Source organism: Psychrobacter urativorans, from assembly GCF_001298525.1.
GTDB classification, from domain to species: Bacteria; Pseudomonadota; Gammaproteobacteria; order Pseudomonadales; family Moraxellaceae; genus Psychrobacter; species Psychrobacter urativorans_A.
In genome coordinates this window covers 557,956-576,052 of the sequence record NZ_CP012678.1, presented here as the reverse complement: position 1 = coordinate 576,052, position 18,097 = coordinate 557,956, and the positions used below count along the sequence as shown (strand labels likewise).

General features: G+C 41.9%; 15 protein-coding genes, 2 tRNA genes and 1 pseudogene. 9 read left to right on the top strand and 9 right to left on the bottom strand.

Translation table 11 applies throughout. The annotated features are described in order from the left end of the window. Positions 1 to 24 precede the first annotated feature (24 nt). The 4 genes from AOC03_RS02400 to dnaQ all read right to left on the bottom strand — a co-directional run bounded on the left by AOC03_RS02400 (position 25) and on the right by dnaQ (position 5,423). Complete coding sequence (locus AOC03_RS02400) at positions 25 to 870, bottom strand: RnfABCDGE type electron transport complex subunit B (protein ID WP_062533435.1); 846 nt, start codon at positions 868 to 870, stop codon at positions 25 to 27. 91 nt (positions 871 to 961) lie between these two features. Continuing rightward, complete coding sequence (gene nudC / locus AOC03_RS02395; protein WP_062533434.1) at positions 962 to 1,894, bottom strand: NAD(+) diphosphatase; 933 nt, start codon at positions 1,892 to 1,894, stop codon at positions 962 to 964. A gap of 98 nt (positions 1,895 to 1,992) precedes the next feature. Next, positions 1,993 to 3,675: a hypothetical protein gene (locus tag AOC03_RS02390; protein ID WP_062533433.1), complete on the bottom strand. Its 1,683-nt coding sequence runs from the start codon at positions 3,673 to 3,675 to the stop codon at positions 1,993 to 1,995. A 122-nt stretch (positions 3,676 to 3,797) separates the two neighbouring features. Beyond that, positions 3,798 to 5,423 carry a DNA polymerase III subunit epsilon gene (gene dnaQ, locus AOC03_RS02385; RefSeq protein ID WP_062533432.1) on the bottom strand — a complete coding sequence of 542 codons (1,626 nt, stop codon included), beginning with the start codon at positions 5,421 to 5,423 and terminating at the stop codon, positions 3,798 to 3,800. 253 nt (positions 5,424 to 5,676) lie between these two features. Between dnaQ and AOC03_RS02380 the strand changes: the two genes are divergently transcribed. Further along, a complete protein-coding gene (locus AOC03_RS02380; RefSeq protein ID WP_062533431.1) occupies positions 5,677 to 6,252 on the top strand; it encodes a hypothetical protein in 576 nt (191 codons plus the stop codon). Positions 6,253 to 6,261: 9 nt separating this feature from the next. Then, positions 6,262 to 6,657, top strand: coding sequence for a hypothetical protein (locus AOC03_RS02375; RefSeq protein WP_227514272.1), 396 nt, complete (start codon positions 6,262 to 6,264; stop codon positions 6,655 to 6,657). A 289-nt stretch (positions 6,658 to 6,946) separates the two neighbouring features. Here the strand turns inward: AOC03_RS02375 and AOC03_RS12825 are convergent. After that, positions 6,947 to 7,051: pseudogene (locus AOC03_RS12825) on the bottom strand (YkvA family protein); the annotation flags it as partial. A gap of 665 nt (positions 7,052 to 7,716) precedes the next feature. Between AOC03_RS12825 and AOC03_RS02365 the strand changes: the two are divergent. Both AOC03_RS02365 and AOC03_RS02360 read left to right on the top strand, forming a co-directional pair. Then, the gene (locus AOC03_RS02365; protein WP_062533430.1) at positions 7,717 to 8,952 is read left to right on the top strand and encodes an LD-carboxypeptidase; all 1,236 of its coding nucleotides are present in this window, start codon (positions 7,717 to 7,719) and stop codon (positions 8,950 to 8,952) included. 64 nt (positions 8,953 to 9,016) lie between these two features. Beyond that, entirely contained in the window at positions 9,017 to 9,610 is a 594-nt protein-coding gene (locus tag AOC03_RS02360; RefSeq protein WP_062533429.1) for an HAD family hydrolase, read from the top strand. 152 nt (positions 9,611 to 9,762) lie between these two features. On the opposite strand, the gene AOC03_RS02355 is transcribed toward AOC03_RS02360, so the two are convergent. Together AOC03_RS02355 and AOC03_RS02350 are read right to left on the bottom strand one after the other, a co-directional pair. Next, positions 9,763 to 9,848: transfer RNA gene (locus AOC03_RS02355), tRNA-Leu, on the bottom strand. A gap of 139 nt (positions 9,849 to 9,987) precedes the next feature. Continuing rightward, positions 9,988 to 10,061: transfer RNA gene (locus AOC03_RS02350), tRNA-Cys, on the bottom strand. A 439-nt stretch (positions 10,062 to 10,500) separates the two neighbouring features. On the opposite strand from AOC03_RS02350, the gene folD reads away from it, so the two are divergent. Beyond that, on the top strand, positions 10,501 to 11,403 hold the full coding sequence (folD, locus tag AOC03_RS02345) for a bifunctional methylenetetrahydrofolate dehydrogenase/methenyltetrahydrofolate cyclohydrolase FolD (protein WP_062536388.1): 903 nt from the start codon (positions 10,501 to 10,503) through the stop codon (positions 11,401 to 11,403). A 149-nt stretch (positions 11,404 to 11,552) separates the two neighbouring features. On the opposite strand, the gene corA is transcribed toward folD, so the two are convergent. Continuing rightward, on the bottom strand, positions 11,553 to 12,764 hold the full coding sequence (gene corA / locus AOC03_RS02340; RefSeq protein WP_062533428.1) for a magnesium/cobalt transporter CorA: 1,212 nt from the start codon (positions 12,762 to 12,764) through the stop codon (positions 11,553 to 11,555). A 193-nt stretch (positions 12,765 to 12,957) separates the two neighbouring features. After that, entirely contained in the window at positions 12,958 to 13,347 is a 390-nt protein-coding gene (locus AOC03_RS02335; RefSeq protein ID WP_062533427.1) for a DUF2237 family protein, read from the bottom strand. Between the two features lie 619 nt (positions 13,348 to 13,966). On the opposite strand from AOC03_RS02335, the gene AOC03_RS02330 reads away from it, so the two are divergent. The 4 genes from AOC03_RS02330 to ndk all read left to right on the top strand — a co-directional run bounded on the left by AOC03_RS02330 (position 13,967) and on the right by ndk (position 18,079). Further along, complete coding sequence (locus AOC03_RS02330; RefSeq protein WP_062533426.1) at positions 13,967 to 15,256, top strand: ATP phosphoribosyltransferase regulatory subunit; 1,290 nt, start codon at positions 13,967 to 13,969, stop codon at positions 15,254 to 15,256. A gap of 163 nt (positions 15,257 to 15,419) precedes the next feature. Next, positions 15,420 to 16,709 carry an adenylosuccinate synthase gene (locus AOC03_RS02325; protein ID WP_062533425.1) on the top strand — a complete coding sequence of 430 codons (1,290 nt, stop codon included), beginning with the start codon at positions 15,420 to 15,422 and terminating at the stop codon, positions 16,707 to 16,709. 245 nt (positions 16,710 to 16,954) lie between these two features. Beyond that, entirely contained in the window at positions 16,955 to 17,371 is a 417-nt protein-coding gene (locus AOC03_RS02320; protein ID WP_062533424.1) for a lysozyme inhibitor LprI family protein, read from the top strand. Positions 17,372 to 17,647: 276 nt separating this feature from the next. Then, the gene (gene ndk / locus AOC03_RS02315; protein ID WP_062533423.1) at positions 17,648 to 18,079 is read left to right on the top strand and encodes a nucleoside-diphosphate kinase; all 432 of its coding nucleotides are present in this window, start codon (positions 17,648 to 17,650) and stop codon (positions 18,077 to 18,079) included. Positions 18,080 to 18,097 lie beyond the last annotated feature (18 nt).

The window sequence follows — 18,097 nt, the reverse complement described above, 5'->3', positions numbered from 1 at the left end:
CATTTTAGCAGTTGTGGTTAGTGATTAAATTTGTGCAAGTTGCGTTTGTAGCGTGATAAGTTCAGCTTGTTTAACCGCATTATCACGAACACTGAGTTGTTTCTCTAACTTTTTAATTTTAGTACGCAATTTAGCGGCGGCAATAGTATCTTTTGCTTGTTGTTCACTGATATCAAGCGTTTGGCTTGCCGCATTATTGAGCTTTGCTTCTACCATACTAACGACAGGCTTGGCATTACTACTGTCTGCAAGTTGCTCAGTAACGCGGTGCAGATGGGTATGATAACGCTGGCGTAGCTCGTCTTGTTCTTGTGCACGCTCGGGTATAGATAGCTCACGCTCAATCGTCACTAAATCGATGCAATCCACCGGACAAGGGTCTATACACAGCTCACAGCCGGTGCACAAATCGGTAAAAATAGTATGCATGTGCTTGCCAGTACCGACAATCGCATCGACGGGGCAGGCAGGAATACATTTAGTACAGCCGATACAATCATCTTCACGAATGACGGCACGAACTTCATGAGGACGCTGCGATAGAGAATCTAGTGACCATTTTGAAGGCGTCGCAGTGAGCAGTGGCTTATCAGCAGTGGCGATGTTATTTCGAGTGATAATGTCAGCAATGCTATCGGTGACAGGCTGACCACCAGGCACACATTTATTGTAAGGCTCACCATCCATAACAATAGCAGCAGCATACGGCAGGCAACCATCTGGGTGTGCGCATAATCCACATTGTGTTTGCGGCAGACAGGCATCAATCTGCGCAATTTGCTCCTGCACATCATTGGGAAGGGCATCGAGTGCTAACGTATCAAATAAGATAGGTAAGCTGACTAAACGGGCGTTTGTAGTACTGGGCATTTAATGATTGACCTTAACAGCCGTCAGCAGTGATAGAGGGCTGGCATGAGAAAATATAGTGACCAAAGATAGCACAAAATACAAACAAGGACTAAAGTGTCATGCCTTGCTCATGAACAATTTGCTCAATTAAATGATAAGCAATGCTACCTTTAAAAGGTATCTTCGGTAAATCTGAAATATCAAAAAAGTCCGCATGTGACAGCTCATCTTCTTGTATTACAATCTCACCGCTGACATAAGAGGCGCGGAAACCGAGCATTAAATTAGAAGGAAACGGCCACGGCTGGCTGCTTACGTACTGGATATCAGTCAACTGAATACCCACTTCTTCGCTAACTTCACGTGCCACCGCATGCTCTAAGCTTTCACCCACTTCGATGAAGCCTGCAATCAGCCCATATTGTAGGGGCGGACTTTGTCTGCCATAACGATGGTGATGCGCGAGTAAAATTTGCATTTCGCCCGTTAGCGGATTGGGTCGGGTAATCGCCGTAATCACGCACGGCTGCACACGTGGATATTGGCGTAATTCGCAAACCGCGCAAACCATCGCGCGCTCACCAAATTGAGCGGCAGTAACGGGCGCACTACAGCGACTACAAAATTGCGTATCGGCTTGCCAGCGTAACAGCTGTATGGCTTGGCTCAGTTGCGCGGCTAAGGGAACTGGCAATTGGGTGATTAATTGACGATAGGCTATAAAAGCAATGCTGTCTTGACTAACGCTACTATCAGTTGTGGGTACAGGCGTTATTGTAGGTAAAGCAATGTTATTACTTTGAGCATAACGATAAGTAATGGCACTTGTTGCTGGCGCGTTATGTGCTTGCGTCGGCTCTAAATGATTATCGCCCGCTGAGCATAGCGCTAAACTTTCAAATAGCGCAACGTGACCGACTTGATAAGCGTCGTGGCTATTATTCGGATTAAATTGTGGTAAATCAACCTGTATAGGCGACCAGCCATCAAGGGTTTGCTGGCATAAAACAGTTTCTTCATCAAATACAAAGGCGGTAGTCATAGAGCGCTATCCAAAGCAAATATCAGCGGGCTTAATATTACGAATGTAACAAGATTAGATTGCATAATAATGAAATAACTCATTATTATAAGTAAAATTTAAGCCGCTAATAATTGGCTTAAACTGTGCTGCGCCACATCCAGTGAGTGCTTACTCACAGGGCGATTATGCTCAAAGCCCTCCAAGCGATAGTCCACTGACATCATCACATCAGCCATATGTGCCAGCGTTTTACCATCAAAAGGATGATTCACGGCAAGGCGCTCGTCCATATAATTGGCTAATTGGCTCAACATACTGGCTGAGATTGGTAGATGTATGAAACGTACCGCACCAGACACTTGGCGCAGCATCTCAGGGATATTTTGGATGTTGAGCACATCACGACTGGCATCGGCTAAATAATCATTGAGTGCCTGTTCAGCACTGGCAATGGTGGTACGACTTTCTTTAATCAACGTATCATAAGCCGTATCAAGCTGATGTAAGGAGATTTTGTTGTTATTTAAGGGTAACTTTACCACGCCCGGAATGTGCATTTTCGCCATCGTAATGGTTGCATTTTCTGCACTCATGAGGGCGAGCAATAGATGGTCAAAGTCACTTGGCGTAGGGGTTTGCCATTTTGCAACAGCTGCACCTGCTTTCTGTAGCGCTGTTGCTGCGGTATTTAAGCCTAATAATTGTAGGGTTGAGCTCAGCTCGATGAGCTCATCGGCTATCTGCTCAGCCTGTAGGGCAACAGCAGTGAGCGAATTACCACGCGCATAACTATCGACTTTTTCTTTTATCGTATTAATTTGAGCTTGAATTAAAGTGTTTAAAATATCGGTGACTTGACGATTAGGACCGAATAAAAAGCGTTGCATTTGTTTAAGCTGTGGCAGCTCTAATTGATTACTGGCATATTGTCCACGTAGCGTTGCCGCCAGTTCGCTATCACGCTGACAGGCAAAACTCACTAAATCGGCAAATCGTGTATCCATGACTGGTAGATAGCTATGAAATTGCTGCTCTAAATAAATGAGTGTGTGCTTTTGGCCAATACTTAACGGCAAAATGGTTTCAATATCAGTCACTGCTGCCGTAGCTGCTTGCCAGAATAAACACTGGCTATGCGCTGCGATTAATGCACAAGCGGCGCTCATAGCGGACAGTTTTTGCTTATTATCAACCGTGATATTACCGTCTTTATTGGTTAGGGCGACAGCAAAACCACTACGATAAGCATTAGTAAGGAGTTCACTATCCAAATTCAACTCACTTAACGGCAAAAAGTTTTGTTCAGGATTGGCAATAATGATGCTGCTACTGCCAAAACCCATAAAATGATCCGCAGGAATAGCGTCTTGGCCGCTATGAGCATGGAGCTTATTAATGATCGGTAATAGTAACGTTGGCTCGACCGTTTGTGTCAATAATACAAATTCAACATAGCGATCAAGGGTCATGATGGCTTCTGACAGATCCATAATAAGGGCGCTATTGGTATTGTCACTGTTGTCATAAAGTTTTTGCAAACCCTGTGCGATAGCGCCAGTCAGTATTTGACCGCCTGAAAGCGCAATCAGCTCAAAGATACAAGACAGCTGGGTTAAGACGCCAATAGAATCTAATAATAACGGTGCTTGCTCATGATCATCGTTAAATTCGCTTAAATGAGTCTCAGTATCTTTTAACGTGACCATAATCTCATCGTGCAATAAATGTAGTGACGGCAAGTCAAAATTAGTAATACTCAGGGTAGGGACGGTCAAGGTTAGCTGCTCTGACTGGCGCATAATTATTTTTCCATAAAATATTGATGATTAACTATTATTGTTATACCGTGGTTTTTTATAATATTTAAAATAGTTTGAATTCAGGGTTTATTTGCGACTATTCGTAACTGTGAGTTAAATAGTTACCATTGTGCCATTTTAGTTTTAATTTCTGGATATTGATCTGCCAAACTTGCAAACCAGTTTTGATTTTCGCTACTGTCAGTACTAGACTCTACTAATAAAGCGGCAAGCGTGGCGAACTGAGTATGAGCGGTTTGTCCGCCATCAGATTGACCTTCTTCTTCAATGGCTAAGGATACTTGACCCCCCGTCATCGCTAAATAGACTTCAGCTAAAATCTCTGAGTCCAATAATGCGCCGTGAAAGGTACGGTCTTGCTTACCAACGTTTAAACGACGTACAAGCGCATCAAGCGTGTTTTTTTGTCCCGGATATTGCTGTTTTGCCATAACCAATGAGTCGGTTACCTGCACGCGCTGAGCAAAATCTGTAATACCCACTTTGCTAAATTCCATGGACAAGAAGCTCATATCAAATGAGGCGTTATGAGCGATGATTTCTGCGCCATCCATAAACTCGTACAAAGGTTGCGCGACTTGATCAAAAGTTGGTTTGTCAGCTAAAAATGCCTCAGAGATACCATGAATACGAATGACCACTTCATCCATGCCACGCTGTGGATTGATATAGACATGCAGCTTTTCACCGGTAAACTTACGACCAATCATCTCCACAATACCGACTTCAATGACGCGATCCCCTTTGAGTGGATCTAATCCTGTGGTTTCCGTATCCATAATCAGCTGTCGATTGGCTTCATGACGATGAATAGGCTTGGGCAATAAGGGACGAAAGTGTGGGTTGGCACGACTGGTATCACCATCGAATTTTGGCAAGTCTACTGACACGTCTGATTCACGGTGGTCTATTATTAAGCTGTCTGCGGTCATGATATGAGCACTCATCGGCGGTGTCGCGTTATTCGGTTGGTGATTGGATTCAATTAAAGACAGCTCAGTTAAAATAGTGTCGTGGGGTTCGGCGGAGAATTCCTCATCTGAGTCATCATCCAACATGTCAAAGCCTAAAATATCGTTTGTGAGCCAATCATCATCGGATAGTATTTCAGTTTTATCAGACATTAACGACACTTTTTTTTTACGGATACTGTCATTAATATTTTCACTCACATTATCATTAGTGGCGACTGGCGATTGTTCATTATTTACAATTGCATGACCACTGTTAGAGGTAACGCCAAGGTTGGCTAGCTCGTCTGCTTTTTCATTACCGGCATGTCCAGCATGACCTTTTACCCAGTACCAATCTACATCGCGTGCTTGGCAAAGCTCATCTAATTGCTGCCATAAGTCTTGATTGGCGACTGGTTTTTTACTGGCTGTTTTCCAGCCTCTTTTTTTCCAACCTTCAATCCACTCCGTTATCCCTTTTTTGACATAACTGGAGTCTGTCCAAATTTCTAGCTTTAACTCACGTGGACTGTGATTGAGCGCTTGAATTGCCCCCATCAGCTCCATGCGATTATTGGTGGTTTCGGAATCGCCACCGTACAAATCTTGCGTTTGCCCATTACTAAATATCAGATGCGCACCCCAACCTCCTGCACCAGGGTTGCCTTTACATGCACCATCGGCATAAGCCACCGTTGCGTCAGTTTTGGCTGCTAGCGGGTCAGTGGCGTTATGGTTGGTGACGTATGGTGCTGCTATAAAGTGGTCTGACATAAAAACTCGTTGGCTTAATAAAGGGCTTGATAAAGGATAAGTATGCACCCATTTTAAAAGGGTGCTGAAACGTTATGATAGCGTTTAAATAACATTGGTTTGGTTGAAGCTGATTATAACAAATCCGTTGCACACATGCGCAGTCTCAATATATAAAACTGCAAAACCTAATAACGAAATAGTAGTGCCCTCATTTTCTGTTAAAATAACACTGATAGCCACACTCTTTAACGCATTCATGCAGGATGATTTTATGACAACCCTACGCGCAGAGATTATTTATAAAAAATTATCTATTTTGGCTGCCAGCATCACAGCTTGTAGTGCGCTATTGTTAGTCGGCTGTGACAGTACAGACAACAATAGTCCAACTACGACAGCAGATAGTACTATTGCCGCCAAGCCTGATTTATCTATCTTTGCAGGCTGTTATACCGTCAGTCATGACGAGCCTGCACAAATTAAAGTCAGTGAACAAAATGGCGCGTGGTTCATGCAGATGAAAGAGCCTGCCAGTGCCAATCGCGTTTGGGATACCCCTGAACCGTTAGAAGTGTTAAATAATAGCGATGTTCCTAAATATTTCTCTATCGACCCTAATAATATCGATGCAGTCATTGGGCGCCCAGACAGAGTCCTAGTCATGGCGCATGTCAAAACTGCCTATGCCAATATTGATCCGCTGCTTGATAGCGAGTATTTGTCTTATATCTATAAAGGCGCCAATACCATTTATCGGGTAGAGTGCGACGAGGTCAATACTGATATTCTAGCTAATCCGCACGCCAATATTAAACTAGATAAGACAAGCGCCACGACAGAGCTGTAACGCAAAAATTTGAGTCATCAAGGTGACACCGTAGCAGCGCCAGTCGGCAGTTTATTAACAGCATGGTCAAAAAGAGCATGGTCAAAACGGTCAAATAATATGAATTTTTTTAGTTATGTGGTGTTGGGTAGCTTTTCTTATGCCGCAGGTTGGGCGATACGCAGCTATATATTGGATAAACAACCGCCGCCAGAGCAGCCGTACAATTTAAAACATCCCGCGATTTTAGGTTATATGGGCGGATTTTTTATTATTATGCTCATTGTTTCTTGGTTACTTGGACGTTATGTGCTCGGACACGTCGCCATTGATTTACCGTTTATTATTATCAATAGCTTGGTGGCTACCTTTGTTTATTCCTTTGGGTTAAATCCTGAAAAAGTTCGTTATGACGTTCCAGATTAAAAATACCAGTCATTGGACAAGTATGATTTTTTGATAAAATAAACTATTTAATCACTATCTCACTATCATAGTCTCATAATTATAAAAGCAACGCCCAATAATTAAATCATCGAGCGTTGCTTTTTTTGATCGTATCATTAATACACAGCTATCTATAGTGTTATCTATAACAACGTATTCGCGCTTTAAGTGTTTAAGCAGTGGTTGATGTCTCGGTCTTGTCTTGACTCTCTCGCCACACCTGATAAGTTTGCAGGTCTTTTTCTACCATTTTTAAGCAAAAAGCGAAGATAATAGCGTCGTCAATATAGCCAATTACTGGGATAAAGTCTGGAATAATATCAATAGGATTCAAGATATAGACTAATCCTGCCACCACCGCTGCAATGGACTTGTAAGGTACTTTGCGATAATTGCCTTGCGAGTAATCCTTGACTAAGCTGATAAATAAGGCGACATCGGTTGTAAAGCGTTTAAGATGGCTGCTACTTTTTAGTTTTTCATTTAATTTTTCTTCTTCTTTAATGATGTATTCAAGATCGGCATCGAGCAGCTTTTCATTGGTTTCGCTATGGGCTATTTCTGCCATTTTATCATTCAACTTATCGTTGTATAGCGCATTCTTACTAAGATTATTTTCTTTCTTTTGGTCGTCTGTCATTATGATTATTCCTTGTGTGGTTAATTTGTTATGCCTGATAAAACCAAGGTTGATGGTTATTGACCATCATCAGTTTTGCACGCCAATACTATAGCAAGCACAGCGGCAAGTACCAAACCGCTTAATGATTGATTTGTTGTATATGGGTAGCGCCCTATTTTATATTGTCATGATAGTCATGGGCTTTGATAGTATCAGAAATGCAAATTGGGCAAAGGTTCTGCAACTATGATGCTGATTAAATACGCTAAAATATGAGCTTTCACAGCAGATAGCGCGCCACCATAAAAATTAGCAGCAGCTAGATGCAGATAAAATTTTAAAGGTAAAAATAAGCTATGGTGTCAAAGACACTACAGCACCCATTGAAAACTAGGCAAAATAATAAGTAAACGAATATGAAAAGAGATACTAAAACAGCCATTGGGCTTAATCGGCGACAGTTTTTACACCGAGTAGGGATGAGTGCAGGTTTACTGGTAACACAAAATATCACTCAGACGTTAGCGGCGACTACTAGTAACCAAAGTAAAAACGCGCAACTTACCAAAGATGATTTACCAATGTCGTTGATGAATGAAAATTCGTCATCACAGCCGCTATCTCAGTCATCGCATGTGCAAGCAAATTGTATCGTGCCCAGTATTGAGACACGTTTATTTGCCAGTTCCAATGCCGGCAGTAATAACGCCCGTAACGAGCTGGCATTAGCACGGCTGGAATGCGCTGGGTTCAAGGTGGCTAATCCTACTATCGTCAGTCGGCAATATCTGCGCTTTGCCGGTACTGATGGTCAGCGTGCCAGTGACTTACAGAATATTGCGACCGGTGCTATCGCTGCGCCAAAGCTGTTACTGGGCGTACGTGGTGGCTATGGGGCAATGCGTCTGCTACCGATGATTGATTGGCAGACGCTTGGGCGCGTGATGAAAGAGCGCGGTACGATACTGGCAGGATTCAGTGATGTTACCGCTATTCAATGCGCGTTGTTGGCGAAAGGAGGGATGAGTTCGCTCGCAGCACCAATGCTCTATAGCGAGTTTGGCAAAACCAAACCAGATGAGCTGAGCTGCAAACAGTTTGTAGAAGCGTTGAGTAATCCTAATTTAAGTATTGAGGTTAAAAGTGCCGAATTAACCAGTAAGCAGCTCCCCATTATTTTAGCAACAGGTGACACCAAAACTATAATCGGAAAGATTTGGGGCGGTAATTTAAGTGTGGTATCGGCACTGGCAGGCAGCGACTATCTACCTCGTATTGAGGGCGGTATTGTGTTCCTAGAGGACGTGGGCGAGCAGCCGTATCGTATTGAGCGCATGCTGTATGATTTATATTTAGCCGGAGTCTTTAAAGGTCAGCAAGCCGTCGTATTTGGGGCGCTATCGGGCACAGGTGAGGACAGTTATGATGCGCGTTATGATGTCGCAACTGTTGTACGCCAATTACATAAGCTGACTGGATTGCCTATTTATAACGGGATGGGTTTTGGTCATATTGAACGTAAACAAAGTTTTCCGTTGGGTGCGCGTTGTCAGATCAGCGTCAATACGCAAGGTAGTTATACCTTAAAATTTGCAGATTATCCGACTATTAAGGGAGATAGTATTAATGTTCAGGGGTTGTTGCAAGCGTAGGTTTTTATTACAGCCAAATTTGCATTATGGCGGGTAACAGTCATTAATAGCTTAGAGCATACTTATGAATTTAGCATTATTTGATTTTGATGGCACCATCACCCATTGCGATACCTTTACACCTTTCATAAAAAAAGTAGTGCCGTCCTCAAGAATATATTGGGGAGGTTTACTGCTTTTGCCCTCAATTATAGGCTACCGTATCGGTATACTGTCTGGCTCTACATTGCGGCAGCAAATCATTTATGTCGGTTTAAAAGGCTTTTCTAACACGCAACTCAAAGCACTTGGTAAAACTTATGCCAGAGAATTTTTGACAACAGTTATTAGAGCAAATGCACTAGAGAGAATTAAGTGGCATCTTGAAGCGGGAGATAGGGTAATTGTCGTGTCAGCCTCGCTAGAGGTGTACCTTAAGCCTTGGTGCGATGCGCTAGGCGTAGAGCTGATTTGTAGTCAACTTCAAGTGAATAGAGGATCGCTTACTGGTAAATATAATAATGCCGATTGCTCAGGTAAGGAAAAGGCGAGGCGAGTGAGAGCACTGGTCAATATTGATGCGTATCAAAAAATATATGCTTATGGCGATACTAAAGAGGATGAAGCATTACTTAACATAGCTGATGAGCAATATTTTCAATGGCAAAGAAGAGTTTGACGCGTGGCTATCCGCTCAGATTACTTATCAAGCGTTTTTCTTGGTTGATAGAATAAATTAAATACCGATAATTGGTTTAATATCACTAAAATAAAGACAAAAAAACACCGTTAATAATAAATTATTAATGGTGTTTTTTTGTACTGCTATAATGGTACCCGGAGCCGGACTTGAACCGGCACGCTATTACTAGCGAGGGATTTTAAATCCCTTGTGTCTACCATTTCACCACCCGGGCAAAACTTGTGTTATCTGTTCAGTAAATGCTATTTTATAAGCAATTTACTTGCTAGATAGTGGTCGCTATTATAAAGGTTTTTATTTATTATGCAAGATAAAATTAATAAAAACTTTAAAATAATTTAAACCGAAATAATTGGAGGCTGGGGTCGGAATCGAACCGGCGTTAACGGAGTTGCAGTCCGCTGCATGACCACTCTGCCACCCAGCCAATCAAGGACGCCTATATTAGCAAAAATATTTTAAATTACAAGCTATTTTTTCACTAAATCTACTTTATTTATTATTATTAGCGTTCTTAGGTCATGATTACTACCAAAGAGGATGATTTATTAGGGTGCTAGTCTTAAATTTGTGCGTGAGAAGGCTATTTATTATCATTTTCCAGCTATGAGCAGAAAAGCGCGTAGGATTTTGGATTTAGGAGGTGTTAACAACTAGGTTTTTACGGGCGAGGTAGGTACAATACCATGCTTAATTTAGTACTTGTTTTATGGCGTGATGTTAGGTTTATAAATACTTACTTTTATGAACGCTAATCAACTATAAATGCGAGTACAAGGCAGGCGTGTAGAGAGTATGCTCGCGTTGTCTTTACCTTTTATCGCTTAATCGATGGAGTTACTATGTCAAATGCTACGCCAAATGCCATGTCAACTGAGACCAAGACGACTGAGGTTAGCGCGTCGTCTGCTCAAGTGTCTGCCACATTGCTCGATGGCAAAGCACTTGCTGGAGAAATAGAGACCGCACTGCGCCTTCGTGTTGATGCTATTAAAGCCAAAACTGGACGCACGCCAATTTTAGCGACGATACTGGTCGGTGAAGATCCTGCCTCTGCCACCTATGTGCGTATGAAAGGCAACGCTTGTAAACGAGTCGGTATGGATTCTATTCGCGTGGAAATGCCGAGTAATACCACAACTGAAGAGTTGATGGCTAAGATAGATGAGCTGAATAATAGCCAAGATGTGCACGGTATTTTGTTACAGCATCCTGTGCCTGCCCAAATCGATGAGCGCGCTTGTTTTGAACAGATTAAACTTGAAAAAGACGTCGATGGCGTGACTTGCTTAGGTTTTGGTCGTATGAGTATGCAAGAGTCTGCATTCGGTTCGTGTACGCCGCAGGGTATCATGCATCTATTACACCATAATAATATTGAATTGGCGGGTAAAGAAGCCGTAGTGGTAGGACGTAGCGCTATTTTGGGCAAGCCTATGGCACAAATGCTGTTGAATGCCAATTGTACCGTCACTATTTGTCATTCAAAAACGCAAAATTTAGCGGCTCATGTACAACGCGCGGAGATTATTGTTGGGGCGGTGGGTGTGCCTGAGTTGATTAAATCTGAGTGGATAAAACAAGGGGCAGTAGTGATTGATGCTGGCTTCCATCCAACCGATACTGGTGGCGTTGGTGATATCGAAATGCGCGGTGTGGAAAACATCGCTAGCGCTTATACGCCAGTACCAGGTGGCGTTGGACCCATGACTATTAATACGCTTATTCGTCAAACTGTCGATGCTGCCGAAAAATCAGCAGGTTTATAAGTTAGGGTATCCGTCAATAAGCTGTTATTTTTGACTCAAAATAACGTGTGTAGCATCATATAAAATAAAGAAAATTTAGTATAAAAAAGGGCTTCAATTGGAAGCCCTTTTTTTTGTGCACTAAAAATGCTTATTTAATTTTTTAGGTGTTATAACCAACCTAATCTTTTAAAGTTATAGTATAAATAACTACAGAGCGAACCGATGAATAACATAATAATTAAATAGGAATACTTCCAATGTAACTCTGGCATAAAGTCAAAGTTCATCCCATAAATACCCGCGATTGCGGTTGGCACGGCTAAAATACCTGCCCATGCCGCAAGCTTGCGTACCACCTCGTTCTGTCCCATATTAACCATCGCTAGATAGGTATTCATTACCACACTGAGCATCTCATTCAGCCCATTGATGGCATCTAAAGAGTGTAGCAAATGGTCATTGACGTCACGAAAATATGGCTTTGCCGCTTGCGAAAAAGAAGAGACTAAATCACTCTTTTTATGATTAATAAAAAAGCTACAGATGTCTTGTACCGGCAAAATAACGGCACGCATATGTACCAATTGTGATTTTAATTCATATAAGTTCTTTAGCGTTTCTTTATTAAATTCATAAGTAAAAATATTGCGTTCTTGTTCACGTAAATAGCTGCCTAAACGGTCGGTAACCGGCATATAATTATCGACAATAAAGTCAAGAATGGCGTGCAAAACGAAAATTGGTCCCATACGCAGCTTTTCAGGGCGACGGTTGCAATGGTCGCGTACAGGCGTATAAGGGTTAGAGGGTCCATTACGAATGGTAATCAGATAATTTTTACCCATAAATATTGCTGTCGTGCCATAACGAATCACATTATCTTCAAGCTTGGCGGTACGTATCACCACAAATATCGTATCGTTGTCATAGTTCTCAACCTTAGCGCGCTGATGGTCAGCAAAGGCATCTTCAATCGCCAGCTCGTGCAAATCAAAGGCATTTTGCACTTTTGCAATGGTTTTTAAACTGGGTTCATACAGACCCAGCCAAATAAACTGTCCGCTATTCGTTAAGGCTTTACTAACATCACTCAGTGGCAATTGTTCCAGTTGCTCACCTGTTTTACGTGAGTAGGCATAGCAATTGACTATTTCATCAGCGTTTGTTACATCGATATCTTCATAGCGTTCGGAGTCAGGATCATAAACAGTCATGGTCTCGAGCGTATCTTCAAGCGTCGCATCGGCATCGCCGTAGATATAGCTATCATAATCGAGATATGAGCGGTCCTCTTCCACATCAGAATAAGCATGTTCAAGATTAGATTCAGGTGTGATACGAGTCGTTATTTTCGTTGACGGCATTTCATCGCGGCTCATTCACGCCTCCTTAATATAAATAAAAATACAGATATAAAAAATATAGTAATTAGCCAATCGTTGTTGAAAAAATTGCCTATTGATGAATCATTAAGCGTGCTAAACCTATAGTTAATCATTTGCTTGCAAAGAACAGGTATCTTTCAAAATACAGTTATCTTGCAAAGCATAGGCAGTCAGAAAACGCTATGCCTTACAATGCAAAGCGTTTTAAAGTTTCCATATCCACCAGCGTTAATAGACTTTCGTGGCAGGCGGTCAGCTTAATAGGTGGCGCAACATCGAAGTCTAACGCTTCAACCCAGCGTAGCGCACAAATACACCAATAATCACCGGGTTTTAGACCGGGGAAGTTGTATTCAGGCAGTGGGGTGATTAAATCGTTGCCACGACTGGATGAAAAGTTTAAAAATTCGCTGGTCATTTTGACGCAAACGGTATGTTGTCCAACGTCATGGTTGCCAGTATGACAAAAGCCATTACGATAATAGCCGGTAATAGGGTCAAAGCAGCAGCTGGCAAGCTCAGTACCGAGTACGTTGGTTCCATTGATGGCAGGATTGGGATGATAATCAGATGACATAAGGTCTCCGAGACGAATAATGAAAATAAAGAGTATACAGAGGATGATTTACTATCAATCAATGACTCAGGAAATTAATGGCTTAGCAAATTAATTGCTCAAGAAAATAGTAGCTGAAAAATTAGGAGCTTAAGTGGTTAACTAATCAAAAACTGGGCTAGTGTAACATGAGTCTGGCGTAAACATGCCATGCAAATAACGCTACTAATCACCGCTAAAAGATATTCCCAGTAGGCTCGCAACCGTTTATTGACTGCTTTATAAACCTCACTAATGGTGTTGGTAATATCAAAATATTAATACAGATATAGATTAGTGGTAGTGAAAATTAATAACGATTCAGTTAAGGATTAGAACCAATTGTGACTAGGCGAAACTTAGCAGTTATGCTAAACTTAGACGTAAAGCGCCTTAAATATTTATCACATGAATATCATCGTTTTATCATCTTAACGGGTACTTATTACTTGCTAATTTGATGTTACCTAGTTTTTTTAGAAAAATTGGGCTAATGATGTTGTGCGCTAAAAATACAAAATGTGTGTTATTGATTTGATGATAAACATGCCCTTATAATATCGCGTTTTTTGGTAAGCGCTATACCAAACAAGGATTTATTGTGTCTGCCAGTTCTGATTCTGCTGTACCTGCTCTGCTAAGCTCGACAAATTCTGATAGCGCTGCTGTTAGCAATCGCCTACCTTATCTCAGTAACGTTGCCAGCGACGTTGCCAATAGCTGGCTGCTGCCTGATGGGGTCGCTGATGTTTTGTTTGAAGACGCGCAAAAGCAAGAAGTGCTCCGTTATCAGCTCACCCAGCAACTGATTACACATGGTTATCAGTTGGTATGCCCACCGATGATTGAGTTTACGGAGTCTTTACTGAGTGAAGCTTCAGAGGACTTAAAACGCCAGACTTTTAAAATTATTGACCAAATCACAGGTCGTTTAATGGGTCTGCGTGCGGATATTACCCCACAGATTTTGCGCATTGATGCGCATCATGGTGGCGAGGGTATTGCACGTTATTGCTATGCGGGTCATGTGATTCATACGTTACCTTCAGGCTTATTTGGGTCACGTATTCCGCTACAATTAGGCGCGGAGATTTTTGGTTGTGAATCGTTAAGTGCAGATATTGAGTTAATAGATATCCTGTTTAGTATGATAAATAGCTTAAACATGAGCGCCGCATTACATATTGACTTGGGTCACGTGGCAATATTCAAACGCTTAGCCGTATTAGCGCAGTTATCTGATAATGATACGGAACAGCTGATGCATCTGTATGCGAATAAGAATTTGCCTGAGCTAAAACGTGTCTGCCAATCATTATCAATGGGCGATGATTTTTATGCATTGGCTCGTTTTGGGCATGATATGGCGACGTTATTGACCAAGCTATCAATCGAGGCTCAGCAAGACAGCAAAATTGCAGAAGCGGTCGATGAATTGCAACGTTTAAAGACGCATCTACAAGACCATTGGCAATGTCAAGTGAGTATCGATGTGACCGAGTTATCAGGTTATCACTATCATACGGGCATTGTGTTTAATGGTTATATGAATAGTGAAACCCAACCATTGGTTCGCGGCGGGCGTTTTGACGGTTTACAAAATGCCAATTATAGCAATAAGCAACAACCACGTGCGGCAACTGGTTTTAGTATGGATGTCAGCCGTTTGCTGGCGCATACACAACTGGATACGCCGATGGTAGTTATCGTTGATTACACTGCTATGAGTAATGCTGATGATGCGCAACAACAAGCATTAGCGCAACAAGTCGATGGTTTGCGTGAGCAAGGTTATCGCGTCACGATGCCGTTAGATGCGCATGATTGTCCAACAGACATCACGCATCGTTTCAATTTACAGAATAATGAATGGCAGTTAATCGCTGTTTAATCAGCGTATAGCTTGAGTATTATATTTTTGAAGCTCGCATTTTTGAGCACTGTATTTTTAAGTATTACATTCTTGAGTATTACATTTAAGTTTTGATGCTCAATAAGTTTTAATCGTAAATCATTAACGAACACACTTCCACACATCATTGTAAGGATTGATCATGGGTAAGAATGTCGTAGTTTTAGGTAGCCAATGGGGCGATGAAGGTAAAGGTAAAATCGTCGATTTGCTCACCGAAAAAGCATCAGCAGTTGCACGCTTTCAAGGCGGACATAATGCTGGACATACTTTAGTTGTTGATGGCAAGACCACGGTCTTACATTTAATCCCATCTGGTATTCTACGTGAAGGCGTTACCTGTTTTATCGGCAATGGGGTGGTATTAGCGCCTGATGCTTTACTTAAAGAGATGAAAGGTTTAGAAGATAACGGTGTGCCCGTTCGCGAGCGCCTACGTATTTCTCCAAACTGTCCGCTTATCATGCCGTATCACGTGGCACTTGATCAAGCGCGTGAAGCCAAGCGCGGCAGTGGTAAAATCGGTACGACCGGTCGCGGCATTGGTCCTGCATATGAGGATAAAGTTGCACGCCGTGCCATTAAGCTTGCCGACTTGTTTCGTGAAGATTTAGAAGAAAAATTACGCAACCTTATTGAATATCATAACTTCCAATTGACGCAGTATTATAAAGTCGAAGCCATCGATTTTGATGAGACTTATAAGCTTTGCCAAGAGTGGAAAGAAGAAATTAGAGGTATGGTTACAGACGTAACTGAAGAGCTTGATCAATTACGCCGTGCTGGTAAAAACCTCATGTTTGAAGGGGCACAAGGTACGCTACTTGATATCGACCATGGTACGTATCCCTTTGTAACCAGCTCAAGTACTACGGCGGGCGGGGTTTCAACTGGTACGGGTATTGGTCCGTTATACTTAGATTACGTATTGGGCATCACCAAAGCTTATACTACGCGCGTAGGCAGCGGTCCATTCCCAACTGAATTGTTCGATGATGTAGGTGCGCATTTAGCCAAAGTTGGTCATGAATTTGGCGCAACGACTGGTCGTGCCCGTCGCTGTGGTTGGTTTGATGCTGCCGGTTTACGCCGTGCTGTGGTATTAAACTCGCTAACCGGTATTTGTTTGACCAAACTTGACGTCTTAGATGGTTTAGAAGAGCTACTTATTGGTGTGGGTTATGAGTTGCCAGAAACCGAATGTGCTGGCGCGCATGATGCTGAATTCTACGAGTCAGTAACGCCAATCTACGAGACGCTACAAGGCTGGAGCGAATCAACCGTTGGTATCACCAACTATGATGAATTGCCTGAGAATGCCAAGATTTATATCAAACGTATCGAAGCCTTAATCGATTGTCCTATCGATATCATCTCAACTGGTCCTGACCGTGATGAGACGATTGTGCTACGTGACCCGTATGATGCATAATTTACTAGCTAAATAATATAGCTTGTGATGTTTAAATAAAAAAATCCCAGTGCCGAGCATTGGGATTTTTTTATTCCTGATGTTTTCATAAAAACAACCAATGATTGTTTAGTTTTTAATTACATAACTTTAAGATAATTTGAGATAAATCGGGCTAAAATAGGGTTGAGTAGTATGATTTTTTCTTAAGAAAATATAACGTTGTAAAAATAATGTCACCAATAAGACGTTAAGAGGAAAACACTATGACAACCCCTATTATTAAGCGTTCTCTGCGCAACTCATCTTTGGCACTGCTGACTTCCGCGGCTTTTATGTTGCCGATGCTCTCTTGGGGTGCTCAAAACTGCAATAAACCTGTTAATGATTTTGACGGACTGTATTGTTTAACCAAAGTATATTTAGAAGCTGATAAAGAGCTTAATAATTCTTATACTAAGCTAAATAAAGTCCTAAATAGTACGCAAAAATCTAAACTCAAACGTGGGCAATTGGCTTGGATACGTGACCGCGATGAGCGTTGTAGCTATCATAATGGTGAAGGTTTCTTTGTAAATATGAACTGTGCGACGCGTACTACCACGCAGCGCGTGAACTTCCTAAATGAGCGCGTGCGTGAATGTACTGCTGGCAGCTGTCGCGACAGTCGTTTGGAAGAGTAAATGAAAGCAGACAGAGAGTACTGATGTTTTGACGGTTGTCTGTTTAATTAAAATAACAGGTGACAACAAAGGTTTTCCGCCTTGTTTCCCGTTTTTATGCTGTCTTAAATTATGATTTTCTTAGCAGTTGCGATAATTGCCCCTATCATTTACAGCCTTAATCATTATAATAGACAACAATCACGCGCTTGGTAAATCAACTAGAAACCTGCTAAGTGTTGTGGTCATAGATAATATAGACTTCCTTTTTTACCTTTACCTTATTAGGAGCTTTTCATGGCTATCGAACGCACGCTATCTATCATCAAACCTGACGCTGTTGCTGGCAATCACATCGGCGCTATCTATGACCGTTTTGAACAAGCGGGTCTAAAAATCGTTGCAGCTAAAATGCAACAACTTGATGATAAAAAAGCCGGTGGTTTCTATGCTGAGCATGCTGAGCGTCCATTTTACAATGACTTAGTATCATTTATGACTTCAGGTCCAGTATTGGTATCAGTATTAGAAGGCGAAAATGCTATCGCTAAGCATCGCGATATTATGGGTGCAACCAACCCCAAAGACGCGGCTGAAGGCACTATCCGTGCAGATTTTGCGAGCAGCATCGATGAAAATGCAGTTCATGGTTCAGATTCAGCCGAATCAGCGGCACGTGAAATCAGCTATTTCTTCAATGATGACGAAGTTTGTGCTCGTATTCGTTAATTACTAGCGTTAATGATG

Bases quoted from the DNA above. Each gene is read 5' to 3' on its own strand.
- AOC03_RS02400 (WP_062533435.1), bottom strand. From the start codon at position 870: ATGCCCAGTACTACAAACGCCCGTTTAGTCAGCTTACCTATCTTATTT.
- nudC (WP_062533434.1), bottom strand. From the start codon at position 1,894: ATGACTACCGCCTTTGTATTTGATGAAGAAACTGTTTTATGCCAGCAA.
- AOC03_RS02390 (WP_062533433.1), bottom strand. From the start codon at position 3,675: ATGCGCCAGTCAGAGCAGCTAACCTTGACCGTCCCTACCCTGAGTATT.
- dnaQ (WP_062533432.1), bottom strand. From the start codon at position 5,423: ATGTCAGACCACTTTATAGCAGCACCATACGTCACCAACCATAACGCC.
- AOC03_RS02380 (WP_062533431.1), top strand. From the start codon at position 5,677: ATGACAACCCTACGCGCAGAGATTATTTATAAAAAATTATCTATTTTG.
- AOC03_RS02365 (WP_062533430.1), top strand. From the start codon at position 7,717: ATGAAAAGAGATACTAAAACAGCCATTGGGCTTAATCGGCGACAGTTT.
- AOC03_RS02360 (WP_062533429.1), top strand. From the start codon at position 9,017: ATGAATTTAGCATTATTTGATTTTGATGGCACCATCACCCATTGCGAT.
- folD (WP_062536388.1), top strand. From the start codon at position 10,501: ATGTCAACTGAGACCAAGACGACTGAGGTTAGCGCGTCGTCTGCTCAA.
- corA (WP_062533428.1), bottom strand. From the start codon at position 12,764: ATGAGCCGCGATGAAATGCCGTCAACGAAAATAACGACTCGTATCACA.
- AOC03_RS02335 (WP_062533427.1), bottom strand. From the start codon at position 13,347: ATGTCATCTGATTATCATCCCAATCCTGCCATCAATGGAACCAACGTA.
- AOC03_RS02325 (WP_062533425.1), top strand. From the start codon at position 15,420: ATGGGTAAGAATGTCGTAGTTTTAGGTAGCCAATGGGGCGATGAAGGT.
- AOC03_RS02320 (WP_062533424.1), top strand. From the start codon at position 16,955: ATGACAACCCCTATTATTAAGCGTTCTCTGCGCAACTCATCTTTGGCA.
- ndk (WP_062533423.1), top strand. From the start codon at position 17,648: ATGGCTATCGAACGCACGCTATCTATCATCAAACCTGACGCTGTTGCT.